At 71.1% G+C, this 19971-nt stretch carries 19 protein-coding genes; 15 read left to right on the forward strand and 4 right to left on the reverse strand.

Annotation, left to right across the window (positions count from 1 at the left end; translation table 11 throughout):
- The first annotated feature begins 23 nt into the window (after positions 1 to 23).
- Genes sigE through HGK34_RS01635 form a run of 7 tightly spaced genes read left to right on the forward strand, consistent with a single transcriptional unit; the run spans position 24 to position 6131 of the window.
- Complete coding sequence (gene sigE, locus HGK34_RS01605; protein ID WP_201844785.1) at positions 24 to 653, forward strand: RNA polymerase sigma factor SigE; 630 nt, start codon at positions 24 to 26, stop codon at positions 651 to 653.
- Entirely contained in the window at positions 650 to 1648 is a 999-nt protein-coding gene (locus tag HGK34_RS01610) for an anti-sigma factor family protein (RefSeq protein ID WP_201844786.1), read from the forward strand. Before sigE ends, HGK34_RS01610 begins: the two co-directional genes overlap by 4 nt.
- Entirely contained in the window at positions 1645 to 3126 is a 1482-nt protein-coding gene (locus HGK34_RS01615) for a S1C family serine protease (RefSeq protein WP_201844787.1), read from the forward strand. The genes HGK34_RS01610 and HGK34_RS01615 overlap by 4 nt, the downstream gene beginning before the upstream one ends.
- Positions 3127 to 3162: 36 nt before the next feature.
- Entirely contained in the window at positions 3163 to 3531 is a 369-nt protein-coding gene (locus tag HGK34_RS01620; protein ID WP_201844788.1) for a twin-arginine translocase TatA/TatE family subunit, read from the forward strand.
- A 50-nt stretch (positions 3532 to 3581) separates the two neighbouring features.
- Entirely contained in the window at positions 3582 to 4700 is a 1119-nt protein-coding gene (trpS, locus tag HGK34_RS01625; protein ID WP_244666266.1) for a tryptophan--tRNA ligase, read from the forward strand.
- Entirely contained in the window at positions 4697 to 5236 is a 540-nt protein-coding gene (locus tag HGK34_RS01630; RefSeq protein WP_201844790.1) for a 2'-5' RNA ligase family protein, read from the forward strand. Before trpS ends, HGK34_RS01630 begins: the two co-directional genes overlap by 4 nt.
- A 7-nt stretch (positions 5237 to 5243) precedes the next feature.
- Entirely contained in the window at positions 5244 to 6131 is an 888-nt protein-coding gene (locus HGK34_RS01635; RefSeq protein WP_201844791.1) for a YihY/virulence factor BrkB family protein, read from the forward strand.
- A gap of 165 nt (positions 6132 to 6296) precedes the next feature.
- Here the strand turns inward: HGK34_RS01635 and HGK34_RS01640 are convergent, their stop codons facing one another.
- Genes HGK34_RS01640 through sdhC form a run of 4 tightly spaced genes read right to left on the reverse strand, consistent with a single transcriptional unit; the run spans position 6297 to position 9778 of the window.
- Positions 6297 to 7070: a succinate dehydrogenase iron-sulfur subunit gene (locus HGK34_RS01640; protein ID WP_201844792.1), complete on the reverse strand. Its 774-nt coding sequence runs from the start codon at positions 7068 to 7070 to the stop codon at positions 6297 to 6299.
- Positions 7070 to 8902, reverse strand: a complete 1833-nt coding sequence (gene sdhA, locus HGK34_RS01645; protein ID WP_201844793.1) for a succinate dehydrogenase flavoprotein subunit — start codon at positions 8900 to 8902, stop codon at positions 7070 to 7072. The genes HGK34_RS01640 and sdhA overlap by 1 nt, the downstream gene beginning before the upstream one ends.
- Positions 8903 to 8912: 10 nt before the next feature.
- Positions 8913 to 9398 (reverse strand): succinate dehydrogenase hydrophobic membrane anchor subunit, encoded by a 486-nt coding sequence (locus HGK34_RS01650; protein WP_201844794.1) that lies wholly within the window; start codon positions 9396 to 9398, stop codon positions 8913 to 8915.
- Positions 9398 to 9778, reverse strand: a complete 381-nt coding sequence (sdhC, locus tag HGK34_RS01655; protein WP_201844795.1) for a succinate dehydrogenase, cytochrome b556 subunit — start codon at positions 9776 to 9778, stop codon at positions 9398 to 9400. Before sdhC ends, HGK34_RS01650 begins: the two co-directional genes overlap by 1 nt.
- 177 nt (positions 9779 to 9955) lie before the next feature.
- On the opposite strand from sdhC, the gene HGK34_RS01660 reads away from it, so the two are divergent.
- From HGK34_RS01660 to HGK34_RS01695, 8 genes are all read left to right on the forward strand, one after another.
- A complete protein-coding gene (locus tag HGK34_RS01660; protein WP_201844796.1) occupies positions 9956 to 11113 on the forward strand; it encodes a mannose-1-phosphate guanylyltransferase in 1158 nt (385 codons plus the stop codon).
- 107 nt (positions 11114 to 11220) lie between these two features.
- Positions 11221 to 12447: an amidohydrolase gene (locus HGK34_RS01665; RefSeq protein ID WP_201844935.1), complete on the forward strand. Its 1227-nt coding sequence runs from the start codon at positions 11221 to 11223 to the stop codon at positions 12445 to 12447.
- A gap of 173 nt (positions 12448 to 12620) precedes the next feature.
- The gene (locus tag HGK34_RS01670) at positions 12621 to 13697 is read left to right on the forward strand and encodes a BMP family lipoprotein (RefSeq protein ID WP_201844797.1); all 1077 of its coding nucleotides are present in this window, start codon (positions 12621 to 12623) and stop codon (positions 13695 to 13697) included.
- A gap of 101 nt (positions 13698 to 13798) precedes the next feature.
- Positions 13799 to 15319 carry an ABC transporter ATP-binding protein gene (locus HGK34_RS01675; RefSeq protein ID WP_201844798.1) on the forward strand — a complete coding sequence of 507 codons (1521 nt, stop codon included), beginning with the start codon at positions 13799 to 13801 and terminating at the stop codon, positions 15317 to 15319.
- The gene (locus HGK34_RS01680) at positions 15316 to 16656 is read left to right on the forward strand and encodes an ABC transporter permease (protein WP_307815650.1); all 1341 of its coding nucleotides are present in this window, start codon (positions 15316 to 15318) and stop codon (positions 16654 to 16656) included. Before HGK34_RS01675 ends, HGK34_RS01680 begins: the two co-directional genes overlap by 4 nt.
- A 153-nt stretch (positions 16657 to 16809) precedes the next feature.
- A complete protein-coding gene (locus HGK34_RS01685; RefSeq protein WP_244666267.1) occupies positions 16810 to 18114 on the forward strand; it encodes an ABC transporter permease in 1305 nt (434 codons plus the stop codon).
- Between the two features lie 4 nt (positions 18115 to 18118).
- Positions 18119 to 18640, forward strand: a complete 522-nt coding sequence (locus HGK34_RS01690) for a cytidine deaminase (protein ID WP_201844799.1) — start codon at positions 18119 to 18121, stop codon at positions 18638 to 18640.
- A complete protein-coding gene (locus HGK34_RS01695) occupies positions 18637 to 19944 on the forward strand; it encodes a thymidine phosphorylase (RefSeq protein WP_201844800.1) in 1308 nt (435 codons plus the stop codon). The genes HGK34_RS01690 and HGK34_RS01695 overlap by 4 nt, the downstream gene beginning before the upstream one ends.
- The last annotated feature ends 27 nt before the right edge of the window (positions 19945 to 19971 follow it).

Consider the following 19971-nt stretch of genomic DNA (forward strand, 5'->3'; position numbering starts at 1 on the left):
ACGTCCGGGCGTTGTGAGGGACGATGAGTCTTGTGAGCACGTCGAAGCCGGAAGACGGCGCACCCGATGCACCGGCCGCACAGGCGGACCGGACCTCGGGCGAGCCCTGGCAGCCGCCCACGTGGGAGGAGATCGTGCGGGAGCACTCCGCACGGGTCTACCGGCTCGCCTATCGCCTGACCGGCAACCAGCAGGATGCCGAGGACCTGACCCAGGAGACGTTCATCCGCGTCTTCCGGTCGCTGTCGAGCTACACGCCCGGAACCTTCGAGGGCTGGCTCCACCGCATCACGACCAACCTGTTCCTCGACATGGCGCGCCGCCGCAAGCGGATCCGCATGGAGGCGATGGGCGACGACGACGGGGCCGTGGCGGCCACCGGCGAGCAGGGCAGGCCCGAGCGGGAGTTCGAGCACGCGAACCTCGGGCACGACGTGCAGCGTGCGCTGGGCGAGCTGCGGCCCGAGTACCGGGCCGCCGTCGTGCTGTGCGACATCGAGGGGCTCAGCTACGAGGAGATCGCCAAGACGCTGAACGTGAAGCTGGGCACCGTACGCTCGCGGATCCACCGCGCGCGGGCCCAGCTCCGTGAGGCGCTGGAGCACCGGTCGCCCGAGGCGGTGCGTGCCGGCGAATCCGGGGGCACGGCATGACACCGCACCTCGGATCCTGGATCTCGGCGCTGGCCGACGGGCAGCTCGACACGGGACGCACCGAACAGGCGCTGGAGCACGTGGCGGTCTGCCGGGCATGCGCCAGGGAACTGGACGACGCGCGGCGTTCCCGCCGACTGCTGTCGGCGGCCACGGAGGACGTCCGGCCCGATCCCGCTCTGACCGCGCGGCTCATCGCGTTGCAGGCGTCGATCCCCGGCACGGACGACGACCCGCTGCGCAGTCCTCGCCGGCCCGCGTTCGACGCGCTCGGCCCGACGGCCCGGCTGCACGGGTCGGGCAGACCTGGCCGGAGCGGCCCTGGCTGGGGTGGCGTCCCGCTGCCCGGGCTGGTCGACGGCGTCCGGCTGAGCGGGCGCGTCTCCGTGGGCCGTCGCCGTACCGCACGGTTCCTGGCGCTCGGCGCCGGCGGTGTGGGAGTGCTCGGCCTGGTGCTGTTCGGGCTGGGGCAGGGCCCGCAGGTGACTCCGGGTGTCTCGGCCGCCGACGCGATGACCATGCTCGCCCGGACGGGACCGGACGAGCGGGCCGCGGGTGAGGACGTCCTCGACGGGCTCGCGCCGGTGGGCGCGGTCCCCGAGCAGCGCAGCGCGGTGGCGCTCGACTGGATCGACTCCGAGGGTTGGGCCGCTCCGTCCGCCCTGCCCGACGGCCTGGAGGTCACGGCCGTGCGCCTGGTCGGCGACGAAGGGCAGGTCGTGGAGATCGATCTTGCGGGCGAGGACGGACACGCCGTCGTGCGCGAGCGCGTGGGCAGGCTGGCCGGGGAAGGCTCCGTCCAGGTGCTGGCCCGTACCCCGGCACACCTGGCGTGGCAGTCCGACGACGTGGTGGTCGACGTGGTGGCGGATCTGCCGGAGGACATGCTGGCCGAGCTCGTGGCTTCCTTCCCAGCACATGACTACGATGCCGGGGTCCTGTCCCGCATCGCACGCGGGTGGAATACGGCCACGGGAGCGATCAGCAGTCCATGAGCGACGACAACCCCTTCGCGCCACCGACGCCCGCGTCACGTCAGGTGCCGCAGCCCTCGGCGCAGCCTCCGGCCGCGCCGCCGGCGTCCGGCGGCGCCGAGCCCGGGTCGCAGGGCCTCGGCCCGCAGGCGCCTGAGCCGCACGTGCCCGAGCCCCACGTGCCCGAGCCCCACGTGCCCGAACCGCAGGGGCAGGGGCAGCAGACGGCCGGGCCGCACGCGCAACGACAGCAGGTGCCGGGGCCTGTGGGGCAGCACGTGCCCGCGTCACCGGCGCAGCTGTACCCGGCACGCCCGTCCGGGGAACACCTGCGGCAGGTGCATCCGGCCGCCGGGACCGTGCCTCCGCCGCCCCCGGGCGGCGCCCCCCGCGCGCGGGGCCTCAGGGCGGGGACGGTCGCCCTCGTCGCGACGCTCGCACTGTTCGCCGGCCTGGTGGGGGGCATCGGCGGGTCGGCCCTGATGAATGCCCGGGAGGACGACGCGCGTCTGGTCGATGCGGCCCTCCCGGAGGCGAGGGGCGGCGAGCCCATCCGGCGGCCGGAGGGATCCGTCGCGGCGATCGCCGCCGAGGCGCTGCCGAGCGTCGTGTCGATCGCCGTGCGTTCCGCCGAGGGCGAGGCCACCGGATCGGGGATGGTGCTCAAGGAGAACGGCTACATCCTCACCAACAACCACGTGGTCGCGGGGGCGGGGTCGGGCGTGCCGATCTTCGTCACGTTCTCCGACGGGCACGAGAAGCGTGCCAAGATCGTCGGCGCCACCCCGGACTACGACCTGGCGGTGCTCAAGGTCGGCGAGAAGGGGCTCACTCCACTCGTGCTGGGCGACTCCGACGACGTCGTCGTGGGTGACGACGTGCTGGCGGCCGGCTCGCCGCTCGGGCTGGACGCCACCGTGACCACCGGCATCGTGTCCGCGCTGCACCGTCCCGTGCAGGCCGGTGAACAGGCCACCACCGCGTTCATCGATGCGATCCAGACCGACGCCGCGATCAACCCCGGGAACTCGGGCGGGCCGCTGCTGAACTCGGCCGGCGAGGTGATCGGGATCAACTCGGCGATCGCTCAGGCACCCGGTTCGCTCACCGCGACGGGCAACATCGGCCTCGGCTTCGCGATCCCGTCCAACCAGGCCCGCCGTACCGCCGAGCAGCTCATCGAGACCGGCGAGGCGACGTTCCCCGTGATCGGTGTGCTGCTCGACCAGACCTACCAGGGCGAGGGCGTCAAGGTCGCGGCCTCGGCACAGGGCGGCAGGCCGCCGGTGACGCCAGGTGGTCCCGCGGACACGGCCGGGATCGTGCCGGGGGACGTGATCCTGGCGATCGACGGCCGGCCGGTGTCCCGGTCCGACGAGCTGATCGTCGCGATCCGCGCGCTGGCGCCGGGCGACGCCGTCACGCTGCGGGTCCGGTCCGGCGCCGAGGGCGACGGCCGTGAGGTCCGGGTCGTCCTGGACGAGAAGACGAGCGGTTGACCGAGAGGTTGCGGTCGCGCGGGTAGGCTGTGGCCCGTGTTCGGGATCAACGGCTGGGAGCTCGGCCTCATCGTGGTGCTGGCGGTGGTGCTCATCGGCCCGGAACGGCTGCCGGGTTACGCCGAGCAGCTCGGCCGTGCCGTGCGGAGGGCCCGTGCGTACCTCACCGATGCCCGGAGCCGGGTCGACGAGGAGCTGGGCCCGGACTTCAAGGACGTCGACTGGTCGAAGCTCGATCCGCGCCAGTACGACCCGCGCAAGATCGTGCGCGACGCCCTCCTGGACGACACCCCGCTCGATGCCGGCCGCCGCTCGGGGGCCGCCGGACGCGAGGGGGTCCGCGAGGAAGCGAACGGCACGACGACACCCGCCGGACCGACCCCCTACGACGACGAGGCCACCTGACGCGCCCGCAGATTCGTCCCCTCGGGGTGCGGCCTGCCAGAATGTTCCCCATGCCGTCCGAAACTCAGGTTGCGGCGGGGCCAACGGCCGTGGCCGATCGTCCCGTCAAGCAGCGCATCTTCTCCGGGATGCAGCCCACCCACGACTCGCTGACCATCGGGAACTACATCGGTGCGTTGCAGCAGTGGGTGGCGTTGCAGGACTCGTACGAGGCGCTCTACTGCGTGGTGGACCTGCACGCCCTCACGGTCCACCCGGATCCCGCGGTGCTGCGTGAACGCACGCGGCGGACCGCCGCCCAGTACCTGGCCGGCGGGGTCGACCCGGAACGCTCGATCCTGCTCGTGCAGTCGCACGTGCTCGAGCACACGGAGCTGGCCTGGCTGCTGTCCTGCCAGACCGGGTTCGGCGAGGCGAGCCGCATGACGCAGTTCAAGGACAAGGCGGCGAAGCAGGGCACCGAGGGCACCACCGTCGGGCTGTTCACCTACCCCGTGCTCATGGCCGCGGACATCCTGCTGTACGACGCCGCGCTGGTGCCCGTCGGCGAGGACCAGCGTCAGCACCTGGAGCTCTCCCGGGACCTGGCGGAGCGCCTGAACACCCGGTTCGGCGACGGGACCGCCGTCGTCCCCGACGCCCACATCGTCTCCGGCGTCGCGAAGATCTTCGACCTGCAGGAGCCGACGGCCAAGATGAGCAAGTCGGAGGCGGGCAAGGGCTCGCTCCTTCTGCTCGAGGACACCAAGCGTGTGGCCAAGAAGATCCGGTCGGCCGTGACGGACGCGGACGAGACCTACGGTGTCCGCTTCGACCCGGCCGAGAAGCCCGGCATCTCCAATCTGCTGACGATCTTCTCCTCGGTCACGGGCCGAGGCGTCGACGACATCGCCGCCGAGTACGACGGCCGCGGCTACGGCCACCTCAAGGTGGACCTGGCCGACGCCGTCGTCGCCTTCCTGGAGCCGTTCCAGGAGCGGGCGAACAGCTACCTGCAGGACCCGGCGCAGCTCGACGCGGTCCTGGCCGACGGCGCCGAGCGGGCGCGCGCGATCGCGCAGCCGGTGCTGGAGCGGATCAAGGAACGCTTCGGGCTGCTTCCCGCGCGCGCCGGGCAGGCGGCCACGTGGACGCGGCCCGGAAGCCCGACCTCCGAGACCGAGCGGTGAACATCCCGGAACGTGCGCCCGGTCAGGCGCGCATCGGGATCGCGGTCGCGGTGCCGGAGCCGTACGCGACCGAGCTCGCCGCCGCGCGGTCGGCGGCGGGCGACCCGCTCGCAGCCCTGATCCCGCCCCACATCACGCTGCTGGGGCCCACCGTCATCGACCAGGCGGACCTCGACAAGGTGCGGGACCACCTGGAGGAGGTCGCCGCGTCGATGCGGCCGTTCGAGGTGGTGCTGCGCGGGACCGCCACGTTCCGTCCGGTGTCACCCGTGGTGTTCGTCGCACTCGCCCAGGGGATCGCCGAGTGCGAGACCATCGAGTCGCGGGTGCGCACCGGGATGCTCGCCCAGGACCTCCGGTTCAACTACCACCCGCATGTGACGATCGCGCACGAGGTGCCCGACGACCGCCTCGACAAGGCGTTCGAGGCCCTGCGGGACTTCGAGGCGCGTTTCCAGGTGGGCGGCTTCTGGCAGTACGAGCACGGGGACGACGGGGTATGGCGGCCTCAGCGTGAGTTCGGCCTGAGGCGCTGACGCGGCAATGCGTGACCTGAGGCAGCTCTGGCAGTGGTGGCAGGGTTCCCGGCCCGGGCGCGCCCTCGCGCGGTACTCGGAGCGCGGCGGGAACGTGCTGTGCGGTGGCATGGCGTACACGGCGCTGTTCTCCCTGTTCGCCGGTCTGACGATCGGGTACACGGCGTTCTCGGCGGTGCTGGGCGGGGACGCGCAGCTTCGGGAGGAGGTGCTCTCGCAGGTCGACCGCTGGATCCCGGGGCTGATCGACACCGGCTCCGGCGGGGCGATCAAGCCGGAGCAACTGCTGCTGACGAGCGGGTTCAACGTGACGTCGGTGATCGCCGTCGTCGTGCTGCTGTGGTCCGCGACGGGGTTCATGGGGGCGCTGCGTGTCGCGGTGCGTTCCATGTTCGACCTGTCCGACGACGGTCCGAACGTCGTGGTCGCGCGACTGCTGCAGCTCGCAGGCTTCGTCCTGCTGCTCGCCGGGGTGCTCGTGGCTGCGGCCTTCGGCGTCGCGGTGAGCACGGCGGCACCCTGGCTGCTGGACCAGATCGGGCTCGGGGGTGCGAGCCGCGTCGTCGTGCAGGCGCTCGGCATCCTCGTCGGCGTGGTCGTCGACGCGATGGTCGTCGCCGGGGTGATCCGCTACGTGGCGGGGGTGCGCATCCCACGCCGCGAGCTTCTCGCGGCGGCCGGCGTGGTCGGCGTGACGACGGGGGTGCTGCGCTGGGCCGGGAGCTCGATCATCCTGGAGTCCGCCTCACGCAACGCGCTCCTGGCGGGCTTCGCGGTCCTGGTCGGCGTTCTGATCCTGGTCAACCTGGTGGCGCGCGTCCTGCTGCTGTCGTGCGCCTGGGCGGCGGAGGCCGGCGGGCGCCACGCCGGGGCCGCGGCACCGAGCAAGGGCTGACCACGCTCCTGGCCGTCCGCCGCGCCCGGTCGGGCGAGCCGGCCGGTCCGAGCCCGGTCGGTCCGAGCCGGTCTGTCCCGGCCGGCCGCCGGGGCTGTCTCCCGGGAACGAAAGAGCGCCCGCACCGCGTCGGCGGCCGGGCGCTCCCTCGTCCGAGGAACCGGGTCAGAACGCGCGGGTGATCATCGCGCGCTTGACCTCCTGGATCGCCTTGGTCACCTCGATGCCGCGGGGGCAGGCCTCGGTGCAGTTGAAGGTCGTGCGGCAGCGCCACACGCCCTCCTTGTCGTTGAGGACCTCCAGGCGCTGCTGGGCGCCGTCGTCACGGCTGTCGAAGATGAACCGGTGCGCGTTCACGATCGCGGCCGGGCCGAAGTACTGCCCGTCGGTCCAGAACACCGGGCAGCTCGACGTGCACGCGGCGCACAGGATGCACTTGGTGGTGTCGTCGAACCGCTCGCGCTGCTCGGCGGACTGGATGCGCTCCTTGGTGGGCTCGTTCCCGTTCGTGATGAGGAACGGCATGATCTCGCGGTAGGACGCGAAGAAGGGCTCCATGTCGACCACGAGGTCCTTCACCACGGGCAGCCCCTTGATGGGCTCCACGGTGATGGGCTTGTCGGGGTTGACGTCCTTCAGCAGCGTCTTGCACGCCAGGCGGTTGCGGCCGTTGATCCGCATCGCGTCCGACCCGCACACGCCGTGCGCGCAGGAGCGGCGGAACGTGAGCGACCCGTCGTGCTCCCACTTGATCTTGTGCAGCGCGTCCAGCACGCGGTCCGTGCCGTACGCGGTGATGTGGAACTCGTCCCATCTCGATTCGACACCGGACTCGCCGGCCGATTCCGGGTTGAACCGGCGGACCCTGATCGTCACGTCGAAGCTCGGGACGTCGCCCGTCCTCGTGCTTGCGTCGGCCTTCTCCATCACAGCAGTCATCAGTACTTCCGCTCCATCGGCTCGTACCGGGTCTGGGTCACGGTCTTGGAGCCCAGCACCACCTTGTAGCCGTCGAACTCCTCGACGTGATCGAAGTAGCCCGCGATGTGCCCGTCGGCCTCGTCGGCCGCGGCGGTGGGCCGCCGGTACGCCATCGTGTGCTGCATGTAGTTCGCGTCGTCGCGGTCCGGGAAGTCCTCGCGGTAGTGCCCGCCGCGCGACTCCTTCCGGTTCAGCGCGCCGACCACCGTGACCTCCGCGATGTCGAGCAGGAAGCCCAGCTCGACCGCCTCCAGGAGGTCCGTGTTGAACATCTTGCCCTTGTCCTGCACGGACGCGTTCTCGTAACGCTTGCGCAGTTCCCGGATGTCCGCCAGCGCCCGGTTGAGCGACTCGCCGGTCCGGAACACCTGGGCGTTCGCGTCCATCGTCTCCTGCAGGGCCCGGCGGATGTCGGCGATGCGCTCGCCCTCGGGCCGCTCGCGCAGCTCGGTGAGCTGGGCCTCGACCCGCGTCGCGGGGTCCTCGGGAAGGTCGATGAACGACGCCGTCTTCGCGTACGCCGCGGCGGAACGCCCGGAGCGCTTGCCGAACACGTTGATGTCGAGCAGCGAGTTCGTGCCCAGGCGGTTCGAGCCGTGCACCGACACACACGCCACCTCGCCGGCGGCGTACAGGCCCTTGACGACGTCGTGCCCGTTGCGCAGCACCTCGCCGGCCACGTTGGTCGGCACGCCGCCCATCGCGTAGTGCGCCGTGGGGTAGACGGGCACCGGTTCCGTGTACGGCTCGATGCCGAGGTAGGTGCGCGCGAACTCGGTGATGTCCGGCAGCTTCGCGTCGATGTGCGCGGGCTCCAGGTGCGTCAGGTCGAGCAGGACGTAGTCCTTGTTCGGTCCCGCGCCGCGTCCCTCGCGCACCTCGTTGGCCATCGACCGGGCGACGATGTCGCGGGGCGCCAGGTCCTTGATGGTCGGGGCGTAGCGCTCCATGAAGCGCTCGCCCTCGGCGTTGCGCAGGATGCCGCCCTCACCGCGTGCCGCCTCCGACAGGAGGATGCCGAGCCCGGCCAGGCCCGTCGGGTGGAACTGGAAGAACTCCATGTCCTCCAGCGGGAGCCCGCGGCGGTAGGCCAGTGCCATGCCATCGCCGGTCAGGGTGTGGGCGTTCGACGTCGTCTTGAAGATCTTCCCCGCGCCGCCCGTGGCGAACACGATGGCCTTGGCCTGGAAGACGTGGATCTCGCCGGTGGCGAGGTCGTAGGCGACCACGCCGGTCGCGTTGACCTCGGCGCCCTCCTCGACGTCCTCGGTGGCCAGGTCGCGGTCCGTGATGAGGTCGAGCACGTAGAACTCGTTGAAGAACTCCACGTCCTGCTTCACGCAGTTCTGGTACAGCGTCTGCAGGATCATGTGGCCCGTGCGGTCCGCGGCGTAGCAGGCGCGGCGCACCGCGGCCTCACCGTGGTTGCGGGTGTGCCCGCCGAAGCGGCGCTGGTCGATGCGGCCCTCGGGCGTGCGGTTGAACGGCAGGCCCATGCGCTCCAGGTCGAAGACCGCGTCGATGGCCTCCTTGGCCATGATCTCGGCGGCGTCCTGGTCGACCAGGTAGTCGCCGCCCTTCACGGTGTCGAACGTGTGCCACTCCCAGTTGTCCTCCTCGACGTTGGCGAGAGAGGCACACATGCCGCCCTGGGCGGCACCGGTGTGAGAGCGGGTGGGGTAGAGCTTGGAGATGACCGCGGTGCGAGCCTCGGTCGAGGACTCGAGTGCGGCGCGCATGCCCGCGCCGCCCGCACCGACGATCACGACGTCGTACTGGTGAGTGATCAAGACTTCTCTCCTAGGCGGTGCAGAACGAGGCGAGCAGCTCGGGGTCCGCGCCCGCGGGGCACGGCTCGAACGTGAAGATGACGAGCGTGCCGAGCACCACCACGATCGTGAAGGCCAGGTACAGCAGGCCCTTGAGGACGCCGCGCGTCACGTCGCGCTCCGCGTAGTCGTTGATGATCGTGCGCAGACCGTTGGTCCCGTGGATCATCGCCAGCCAGAGCATTAGCAGATCCCAGACCTGCCAGAACGGGTTGGTCCACTTGCCACCGACGAAGGCGAAGTCGATCGCCTCGACGCCGTCGCCGACCATGAGGTTGACGAACAGGTGACCGAACACCAGCACCACGAGGACCACGCCGGATGCCCGCATGAACACCCAGGAGTACAGCTCGTAGTTGCCGCGCGTCGTCTTCTTGCGCACGTAGGGGGAGCGGGGGGCGTCGAGCGTGCCGACGCGCTCGGCCACGGCCGGGGTTCCGTGTGTCGCGTTGGTCATCACTGGCCTCCGAAGACGTTCATGAGGTGACGTGGCAGGAAGCCCGCCATCGTCACGACGAAGAGACCGAGCACGATCCAGAGCATCACCCTCTGGTAGCGGGGCCCCTTGGCGAGGAAGTCCACGAGGATGATCCGGATGCCGTTGAACGCGTGGAAGACGATCGCGGCCACGAGGCCCGCCTCGCCGAGTCCCATGAGCGGCGTCTGGTACGTGCCGATCACGGCGTTGTAGGCCTCGGGCGACACGCGTACCAGCGCTGTGTCCGTGACGTGGACGAGCAGGAAGAAGAAGATCGCGAATCCGGTCACGCGATGCGCGACCCAGGACCACATGCCTTCGCGGCCGCGATAGAGCGTGCCGCCTTGTGCGGTGGGCACTTCGGGAGCCTCCTATGGCTTTCCGGTGAACGTTTGAGGCAGGCGCCTCCCACTGTAGTGACACCCGGTCGCATCCTCCGTCCCAGGGGAGTGGTTCGGGCCAGTGACATGGTCGATTTGTGATTGATCGCACAGGGGAGATGTCGCCCGCCGAACCCACGTCACTATGCTGCATCCATGGGCAACCCCGCGGGCACCAGCCATGCCGCACCCGAGGCCGCCGCCGGACCTGTCGAAGGATTCCACGCCGTGATCCCCGCGGGCGGGTCGGGAACCCGGCTCTGGCCGCTGTCGCGCAGCAGGGCCCCGAAATTCCTGCACGACCTGACCGGCTCGGGCCGCACCCTGCTCCAGGCCACCGTCGACCGCCTGCGGCCGCTGGCGGGCGATGCCGGCATCATGCTGGTCACCGGTGCCCATCACGTGGCCGCCAGCCGGGCGCAACTCCCCGGGCTGGGCGAGCAGGACGTGCTCGCCGAGCCGGCCCCGCGCGACTCGATGGCTGCCATCGGCCTGGCTGCCGCCGTCCTCGCCGAGCGGCACGGCGACGTGGTGATCGGGTCGTTCGCCGCCGACCACGTCATCTCCGGCCAGCAGGCTTTCGAGAGCGCCGTGCGCGAGTCGGTCGCGGCCGCCCGTGCCGGCTACGTCGCCACCATCGGCATCGCGGCGTCGCGGCCGTCGGTGGCGTTCGGCTACATCCGGTCCGACGGTGCGCTCGGCGTCGACGGCGCGCCGAGTGCCCAGCACGTGCGCGGGTTCACCGAGAAGCCCGACGCCGCGACCGCTCGTGGGTACATCGCCTCCGGGGAGTACCGGTGGAACGCCGGGATGTTCGTCGTGAAGACTTCCGTGCTGCTGGGCCACCTCGCCGAACAGCGTCCCGAACTGCACGACGGGCTGCGCGCCGTGGCCAAGGCCTGGGACACCGACGACCGCGACCGCGTCCTGGCGGAGGTCTGGCCGGGGCTGGAGAAGATCGCCATCGACCACGCCATCGCCGAGCCGGTGGCCGACGCCGGCGGGGTCGCCGTCGTTCCCGGGACGTTCGGCTGGGACGACGTCGGTGACTTCAACTCCCTCGCCGCGCTCCTGCCGTCCGACGACCACGAGGGCTCCAAGGTGCTCGGCGACACCGCCGACGTGCTTCGGATCGACAGCGCCGGATCCGTGGTGGTCCCGGCGAGCGGCCGCCTCGTGAGCGTGCTGGGGCTGGACGACGTGGTCGTCGTCGACACCCCCGACGCTCTGCTCGTCACCACGCGCGCGCGGGCCCAGCAGGTCAAGCGGGTGGTGGACGCCATGCGCGCCCGCGACCTGGATGACCTCCTGTAGACGATGCCCCGGCGCGTTCACATGTCGGTCCCAGATCGTGGGACGCGAGAGCGCGGGGGTGTGTGACCCCCGTTACAGTGGGGCAGGTGACTTCTACCCATCCCGCCATGAGCATGGCGGAGCTCGATCAGATCGTTTCGACCACCGCGTCGCCGGGTTCGCGCGCGGCCATCGCGCGTCGTGTGGTCGAGCTCGCGGAGGAGCTGCGGGACGAGCTGATCGCGTTCCGGCGGGATGTGCACGCCCACCCGGAGCTCTCGCGCCGGGAGTCGCGGACCACGGCGGTCGTGGCCGAGCGCCTGCACGCCGCCGGGCTGCGCCCGCGTCTCCTGGACGGCACCGGCCTGGTCTGCGACGTGGGTCCGGACGGCGCGGGCCCGCGAACGGCGCTGCGCGCGGATCTCGACGCACTCCCGCTGCAGGACACCAGCGGGGTCGAGTTCGCCTCCACCTCGCCGGGAGTCGCGCACGCCTGCGGTCACGACGTCCACACCACCGCGGTGCTCGGCGCCGGTCTCGTGCTGGCACGGCTCGCGGCCGAAGGGCTGCTGACCCGTGGCGTGCGGCTCTTCTTCCAGCCGGCCGAGGAGGTCATGCCCGGCGGCGCGCTGGACGTCCTCGGGACGCCGGAGCTCGACGGCGTCGAGCGCATCGCCGCGGTGCACTGCGACCCCAAGATCGACGTCGGCACGGTCGGCACGCGGATCGGCTCCATCACCTCGGCCGCGGACGCGGTCTCGGTCACGGTCTCGTCGCCCGGCGGGCACACCTCGCGCCCGCACCTGACCGGGGATGTCGTGTTCGCACTGGGGCAGGTCATCACCCAGGTCCCGGCGGCGCTGGGGCGGCGGCTCGACCCGCGTTCCGGGGTCAACCTGACCTGGGGGACCGTGCAGGCGGGCAGCACGCCCAACGTCATCCCGTCCACCGGCACCGTCAAGGGCACGCTGCGCTGCCTGGACGTGACCGCCTGGGAGAACGCCGGAGAACTGGTACGTGATGTCGTCGAGCAGGTGGTGCGCCCGTACGACGTCAAGGTCACCGTGCACCACACCCGGGGCGTCCCGCCCGTCGACAACGACGCCGCCGAGACCACGGCCCTGGAGGAAGCGATCCGCGAGACGGTCGGCCCGGACGCGATCGTCCTGACCGAGCAGTCGATGGGCGGCGAGGACTTCGGCTGGTACCTGACCCGGGTCCGCGGGACGATGGCGCGCCTCGGCACCCGCACGCCGGGGGGCCGCACGTACGACATCCACCAGGGCGACCTGATCGTGGACGAGCGCGCGATCGGCGTCGCGGTCCGCATGCTGGCGCAGTACGCGGCCCGCTGAGCCCGTTGTGCGATGGTGGCATGTTCCGCGCGAATCGCCTGTGTCTCGATGACGCTTCGGTAACGACTTGTCGTCGTAACCGCCTCGATACGTGAATCCCGGTGGGCGCTGGTTAATCTCGGTCCCTTACGGGGTCTGACCAAGACCCGAAGGAACCCATCGAGGAGCAACAGGTGAAGAAGGCTGTAGCGCTTACCGCGCTGACCGGTGCTGCGGCACTCGTACTCTCGGCCTGCGGGACCGCGCCCGAGGAGTCCGGCGGCAACGAGGCCACCACCGACTTCCTGCCGTGCATGGTGTCCGACGCGGGCGGCTTCAACGACAAGAGCTTCAACCAGCTCAGCTTCGAGGGCCTGCAGAGCGCGGCCGCCGCCATCGGTGCGGAGACGAAGGAAGTCGAGTCCAACACGGAGAGCGACTACCAGGGCAACGTCCAGTCGCTCGTCGACGAGGGATGCGACGCCATCGTGACCGTCGGCTTCGCGCTGTCGGCCGCCACGATCGAGTCCGCCACGGCGAACCCCGACATCGACTACATCCTCATCGACGATCCCGCCGACGGCGACGGCGACGGTCAGGCGGACGCCGAGAACATCAAGCCCCTGCTGTACAACACCGCCGAGGCGGCGTTCCTCGCGGGCTACCTCTCGGCCGGCTACTCCGAGACCGGCAAGGTGGGGACGTTCGGCGGCATGGAGTTCCCGACCGTGACGATCTTCATGGACGGCTTCCGGCAGGGCGTCGACTACTACAACGAGGTCAAGGACGCCGACGTCGAGGTCGTCGGCTGGAACGGCGACACCGGTTCGTTCACCGGCGGCTTCGAGGCGGACGCCACCGCCAAGAACACGGCGACGAACGTCATCGACCAGGGCGTGGACGTGCTCCTGCCGGTCGGCGGCCCGATCTACCAGTCCGCGATCAACGCGATCGAGGACTCGGGCAAGGACATCGCGCTGATCGGCGTGGACGCGGACCTGTACGAGACCGACCCGTCGACGCAGGACATCGTGCTGACCTCGATCCTCAAGGGCATGGACGTCTCGACGTCGGAGGCCGTGCAGCAGGCCGCGGACGGCAAGTTCGACCCGACGCCGTACATCGGCACGCTCGAGAACGACGGCGTGGGCCTGGCCCCGCTGCACAACTTCGAGGACAAGGTCGACCCGACGCTCATGGCGGAGGTCGAGTCGCTCCGCGAGTCGATCATCGGCGGCGAGGTCGAGGTGAAGTCCTACCTGTCCGAATGACGCTCACCGCTCCGGGGCCGCGCGCGTTTGCCGCTCGCGGCCCCGGAGTGCGTCAATGAGACGGGTAGCGGCAACGACGTAGAGCTGCGGAGAGGAATGACATGCGGCTGGAGCTGCGGGGTATCACAAAGCGGTTCGGGGCGCTGGTCGCGAACGACCACATCGACCTGACGGTCGAGCCGGGGGAGATCCACTGCCTGCTCGGTGAGAACGGCGCGGGCAAGTCGACCCTCATGAACGTGCTGTACGGGCTGTACGAGGCCGACGAGGGCGAGATCCTGCTGGACGACGAGGTCCAGCACTTCGCCGGGCCGGGCGACGCGATGGCGGCCGGTATCGGGATGGTGCACCAGCACTTCATGCTGGTGCCGGTGTTCAGCGTGGCGGAGAACGTCATGCTCGGCCACGAGCCCGGCAGCGGCGGCGTCCTCGATGTCGAGTCGGCGCGGCGGCAGGTCCGGGAGATCTCCGAGCGGTTCGGCTTCCACCTCGACCCGGACGCGCTGATCGAGGACCTGCCCGTGGGCGTGCAGCAGCGGGTAGAGATCATCAAGGCGCTGTCGCGAAACGCCGACGTCCTGGTCTTCGACGAGCCGACGGCGGTGCTCACACCCCAGGAGACCGACGAGCTCATGGCCATCATGCGCCAGCTGCGCGACTCCGGGGCCTCGATCGTCTTCATCACCCACAAGCTCCGCGAGGTCCGCGAGGTCGCGGACCGCATCACCGTGGTGCGGCACGGCAAGGTGGTCGGAGAGGCGAGCCCGACCGCCTCGGACGCCGACCTCGCCTCGCTCATGGTGGGCCGCGCCGTCGAGCTGACCGTGCACAAGGACGAGCCCCGGTACTCCACCGGCCTGCTGCGGGTCAGCGGCCTGCAGGTCGTCGACGACGCCGGGGCCGTCGTCGTCGACGACGTGTCGTTCGAGGTGCGGGGCGGCGAGGTGCTCGCCGTCGCCGGCGTGCAGGGCAACGGCCAGACCGAGCTCACCGAGGCCCTGCTCGGCCTGCAGGACGACGTGTCGGGAAGCATCACGCTCGACGGCGAGGAGCTGACAGGTCGCAGCGTGCGCAAGGTGCTCGACCGGGGCGTCGGTTTCGTCCCGGAGGACCGCACCCACGACGGGCTGGTCGGCGAGTTCACCATCGCCGAGAACCTCATGCTCGACCGTTCCGACGGGCCGCCGTTCGTGCGCTCGGGTGCGCTCCAGCTGGCCTACCGCGACGACTTCGCCCGCTCCGCCGTGGCCGAGTACGACGTCCGCACGCTGGGGATCGACACCCCGGTGGGGCGCCTCTCCGGCGGTAACCAGCAGAAGGTCGTGCTCGCCCGCGAGCTCAAGCGGAACCTGCGCCTCTTCGTGGCGGCGCAGCCCACGCGCGGGGTCGACGTCGGCTCGATCGAGTTCATCCACAAGCAGATCGTGGCCACCCGCGACGCCGGGGTGCCGGTGGTCGTCGTCTCGACCGAACTCGACGAGGCGACCGCCCTGGCCGACCGGATCATGGTCATGTACCGCGGACGAGTGGTGGGGATCGTGCCGTCGACGACGCCGCGCGACACCCTCGGACTGATGATGGCGGGGATCCCGCCGGTTGAGCACGGAGGAGAGGCCGCGTGAGCCACCAGAGTCAGGAGCCCACCCCGGAACCGGGGCCGGAGAAGGAGCCGGGGCTCTCCGAGGAACTGGAGCAGGAGGTGGCCCGCGAGTCGGGTGCACCAGCGGGGCTGGACGCCGGGGAAGACACGGCCGACCGGCTCGCCCACGCCCTGCAGCAGACGATGAGCCACCCGTGGACGGTGGCGGCGGGCGCGATCCTGCTCGCCGTGCTCGTCGGGTCGGTGATGATCGCGTTCACGGACGAGCGTGTGACCTCGGCCGCCGGGTACTTCTTCGCACGGCCCGGCGACCTGTTCACGGCGCTGGGCGACTCCATCGGAGGCGCGTACTCCGCGCTGTTCCGGGGCGCGGTGTTCAACCCGCGCGCGGACGGCTTCGCGGCACAGATCCGCCCGCTCACCGAGACGTTCAACTACGCGACGCCGCTCATCGCGGCAGGGCTGGGCGTGGCGCTGGCGTTCCGCGCGGGCCTGCTCAACATCGGTGGCCAGGGGCAGATGCTCATCGCGGCCTCGGCCGCCGGCTGGGTGGGTTTCGGGGTCACCGGCCTTCCGTTCGGCGTGCACACGCTCCTCGCCGTCGCCGCCGGCATCGCCGGAGGCGCGGTCTGGGCCGGGATCGCGGGCCTGCTCAAGGCCCGGACCGGAGCGCACGAGGTGATCGTGACGATCATGCTCAACTGGATCGCCTTCTACCTGGTGGCCTACCTCCTGGCGACGCCGGGCCTGCTGCAGGCGCCGGGGTCCTCGAACCCGAAGGCGCCGCCCACACCGGCCTCGGCGCAGCTCCCCGGCCTGCTCGGCGAGCGCTACAACCTGCACTGGGGCTTCGTGCTGGCGCTCGCCGCCGTGGTCTTCGTCTGGTGGCTGCTGAACCGGTCCTCGCAGGGCTTCGCCTTCCGCGCGGTCGGCGAGAACCCGCGCGCCGCACGGGTAGCCGGCATCGACGTCCCCTGGACCACCGTCAAGGTGATGCTCGTGGCCGGTGGCCTGGTCGGCATCGCAGGTGCCTCCCAGGTGCTGGGGCAGGTCACCACCGGATTCGGCGGGGACATCGACGCCGGCATCGGGTTCGACGCGATCACCGTCGCCCTGCTCGGCGGCTCCAACCCGTGGGGTGTGCTCGCCGCCGGGATCCTGTTCGGCGCGTTCAAGGCGGGCGGCACGGCGATGCAGGCCTCGGAGGGTGTGCCCAACGACATCGTGCTCGTCGTCCAGTCCCTGATCGTGCTGTTCATCGCGGCGCCGCCGCTGGTGCGCGCGATCTTCCGGCTGCCGGACCCGGACCGCCGTCGTACCCCGCGAGAGGCCCGGAAGGCCCGGAAGGAGGCGGCATGATCGACCATGGCGAAGCTGTGATGATGCCGGCCGACCGGGGGCGGGTGTCCCGCATGACACAGAAGGAGGCGGCATGATCGACCATGGCGAAGCTGTGATGATGCCGGCCGACCGGGGGCGGGTGTCCCGCATGACACAGAAGGAGGCGGCAGCATGAGCGCCGCAGTCGAGGCCCCGGACATGCCGGGGACGCCGTCGGACGGTGTCGAGAAGCGTCAGGTGACGCAGGTGGGCTGGAAGGCCGCGGGCGGCCTGATCGTCATCGCCGCCCTCTTCGCCCTGCTGCTCGTGGCCGCACCGCGCGACGGCGCCACGAAGTTCGCCCTCTCCCGCGGCTCCGACGCCCTGCAGATCCCGTTGCTGGAGATCCCGGCGATGCCGCTGGCCTGGAGCTGCCTGGTGCTGATGGCACTCATCGCAGCCATCTCGGTGGCCCGGACGCTGGCCAACCGGACGACGTCGATCTGGGCGATCGCCGCGTTCGGCGCCCTCTTCCTGGTCGGCTTCCTCGCCTGGGCCGGCGCGGGCAGCTCCGGCACCCTGTCGATCGTGAGCCTGCTGTCCGGCTCGCTGCTGGGCGCGGTACCGCTCATCTACGGCTCGCTGAGCGGCGTCATCGGCGAGCGGTCCGGCGTCATCAACATCGCGATCGAAGGGCAGATGCTCGCGGCGGCCTTCACGGCCGCGATCGCCGGTTCGGTCACGGGATCCCCGTTCGCAGGCCTGTTCGCCGCCGTGCTGGCGGGCATGCTCGTGGCACTGGTGCTCGCACTGTTCACCGTCACCCACCGGGTCAACCAGATCATCGTCGGCGTGGTGCTGAACGTGCTGGTCCTCGGCCTGACGTCGTTCTTCTACACACAGGTGCTCGTGCCGAACGCCGCGACGCTGAACACCGCACCCCGGTTCGGCTCGTGGACCATCCCGCTGCTCAGCGACATCCCGGTGATCGGCCCCGTCCTGTTCGACCAGGCTCCGCTGATCTACCTCATGTACCTCGTGGTCGCCGGCGTGTCGTTCGCGCTCTACCGCACCCGCTGGGGGCTGCGGCTGCGGGCCGTCGGCGAGCACCCGAAGGCCGCCGACACCGTGGGCGTGAACGTCGAGCGGACCCGCTACCTGGCGCTGCTCATCGGTGGCGCCTGCGCCGGGCTCGGCGGCGCCTTCTACACGACCGTCGCGATCGACAAGTTCGGGCTGAACATGACCGCGGGCGCGGGCTTCATCGCGCTGGCGGCCATGATCTTCGGGAAGTGGGACCCGGTGCGCGCTGCCCTGGCCGGCCTGCTGTTCGGCTTCGCGTCGAACCTGCAGAACGTGCTGAGCGTGGTCGGATCCCCGGTTCCCAGCCAGTTCATGCTGATGGTCCCGTACGTGGTGACGCTGTTCGCCGTCGCCGGGCTCGTCGGACGATCGCGGCCACCCGCCGCGAACGGCCAGCCGTACGTGAAGGGCTGACGCGATGGGCACCACCACCGACGGCGACGGGTCGCGGGACCCGTCGTCCCCGGACGCCGTCACCACCTCCGGCGCCGCCCACCCGGACTGGGACGCCTTGCGGGCCGCGGCCCGGGACGCGCTGCGGTTCGCGTACGCGCCGTATTCCGGCTTTCCCGTCGGCGCTGCCGCGCTGGCGGACGACGGGAGGCTCCTGACCGGCGCCAACGTCGAGAACGCGGCCTACGGCATCACGCTGTGCGCGGAGTGCTCGCTCGTGAGCGCGCTCATGATGTCCGGTGGCGGCCGCCTGACGGCGTTCACGTGCACCGACGGCACGGGGCGCCTGATCATGCCGTGCGGCCGCTGCCGCCAGCTGCTGTGGGAGCACGGCGGAGCGGACCTGCTGGTCGACACCCCGCAGGGAGTGCTGCCCATGGACCAGGTGTTGCCGCAGGCATTCGGGCCCGAGGACCTGGCCCGGGCGCGGCGAGTGCAGGACACAGGGGGCTCCCGGACCGGGGCCCGGGGAGAGGAGCAGGCATGACCGAGCAGTTCGACGCGGTGGACGTGATCCGCGCCAAGCGGGACGGCCTCGCGCTGTCCGGACCGCAGATCGACTGGGTCATCGACGCCTACACACGCGGCCTGGTCACCGACTACCAGATGTCCGCGCTCGCCATGGCGATCTTCCTGAACGGGATGTCGCGCGTCGAGGTGGCGCACTGGACCGGCGCGATGATCGCGTCCGGGGAGCGCCTGGACTTCTCCGGGCTGTCCCGGCCCACCGCCGACAAGCACTCCACCGGCGGGGTGGGCGACAAGATCACCCTGCCGCTGGCGCCGCTCGTGGCGAGCTTCGGCGTCGCGGTCCCGCAGCTGTCCGGGCGCGGCCTGGGGCACACCGGCGGCACGCTGGACAAGCTCGAGTCGATCCCCGGGTGGCGTGCCGCGCTGTCCAACGACGAGACGCTCGCCCAGCTCGAGGACGTCGGCGCCGTGATCTGTGCCGCGGGATCCGGGCTGGCGCCCGCGGACCGCAAGCTCTACGCGCTGCGCGACGTCACCGCCACCGTGGAGTCCATCCCGCTCATCGCGAGCTCGATCATGTCCAAGAAGATCGCCGAGGGCACCGGGGCGCTCGTGCTGGACGTCAAGGTGGGCTCGGGCGCGTTCATGAAGTCGCTCCCGCAGGCGCGGGAGCTCGCACGGACCATGGTGGACCTCGGCAGTGACGCGGGCGTGCACACCGTCGCGCTGCTCACCGACATGTCGGTGCCTCTCGGGCTGACCGCCGGGAACGCCCTGGAGGTGGCCGAGTCGGTGGAGGTCCTCGCCGGCGGCGGACCCGCGGACGTCGTCGAGCTGACCGTGGCTCTCGCGGTCGAGATGCTGGCGGGTGCCGGCCGTCCGGTCGGCGAGGACGAGGTGCGGGCGGCGCTCGCAGACGGCCGTGCCATGGACGTGTGGCGTCGCATGATCGCCGCGCAGGACGGCGATCCCGACGCGAAGCTCGCCGTGGCGAAGGAGACCGAGACGGTCGTGGCGGGTGCGGACGGTGTGCTGACCCGGCTCGACGCGTACGGCGTGGGCATCGCCGCCTGGCGGCTCGGCGCGGGACGTGCCCGCAAGGAGGACCCGGTGCAGGCCGCCGCCGGTGTTCAGCTGCACGCGAAGCCGGGGGACCGCGTCACGGCGGGGCAGCCCCTGATGACCCTGCACACCGACACTCCCGAGCGGTTCGCCCGTGCCCGGCAGGCGCTGGAGGGCGCATGGGAGGTGCTTCCGGGCGGCGCCGCCGGTGCCGGTGACGCCACGCCGGGGAAGCTGATTCTCGACCGTATCGCCTAGCAGGCCCGGCGACGGCCCGCCGGAGCG

It is taken from the genome of Myceligenerans indicum (assembly GCF_016742955.1).
Lineage (GTDB): Bacteria > Actinomycetota > Actinomycetes > Actinomycetales > Cellulomonadaceae > Myceligenerans > Myceligenerans indicum.

Bases quoted from the DNA above. Each gene is read 5' to 3' on its own strand.
- sigE (WP_201844785.1), top strand. From the start codon at position 24: ATGAGTCTTGTGAGCACGTCGAAGCCGGAAGACGGCGCACCCGATGCA.
- HGK34_RS01610 (WP_201844786.1), top strand. From the start codon at position 650: ATGACACCGCACCTCGGATCCTGGATCTCGGCGCTGGCCGACGGGCAG.
- HGK34_RS01615 (WP_201844787.1), top strand. From the start codon at position 1,645: ATGAGCGACGACAACCCCTTCGCGCCACCGACGCCCGCGTCACGTCAG.
- trpS (WP_244666266.1), top strand. From the start codon at position 3,582: ATGCCGTCCGAAACTCAGGTTGCGGCGGGGCCAACGGCCGTGGCCGAT.
- HGK34_RS01635 (WP_201844791.1), top strand. From the start codon at position 5,244: ATGCGTGACCTGAGGCAGCTCTGGCAGTGGTGGCAGGGTTCCCGGCCC.
- HGK34_RS01640 (WP_201844792.1), bottom strand. From the start codon at position 7,070: ATGACTGCTGTGATGGAGAAGGCCGACGCAAGCACGAGGACGGGCGAC.
- HGK34_RS01650 (WP_201844794.1), bottom strand. From the start codon at position 9,398: ATGACCAACGCGACACACGGAACCCCGGCCGTGGCCGAGCGCGTCGGC.
- HGK34_RS01660 (WP_201844796.1), top strand. From the start codon at position 9,956: ATGGGCAACCCCGCGGGCACCAGCCATGCCGCACCCGAGGCCGCCGCC.
- HGK34_RS01665 (WP_201844935.1), top strand. From the start codon at position 11,221: ATGAGCATGGCGGAGCTCGATCAGATCGTTTCGACCACCGCGTCGCCG.
- HGK34_RS01675 (WP_201844798.1), top strand. From the start codon at position 13,799: ATGCGGCTGGAGCTGCGGGGTATCACAAAGCGGTTCGGGGCGCTGGTC.
- HGK34_RS01685 (WP_244666267.1), top strand. From the start codon at position 16,810: ATGAGCGCCGCAGTCGAGGCCCCGGACATGCCGGGGACGCCGTCGGAC.
- HGK34_RS01690 (WP_201844799.1), top strand. From the start codon at position 18,119: ATGGGCACCACCACCGACGGCGACGGGTCGCGGGACCCGTCGTCCCCG.
- HGK34_RS01695 (WP_201844800.1), top strand. From the start codon at position 18,637: ATGACCGAGCAGTTCGACGCGGTGGACGTGATCCGCGCCAAGCGGGAC.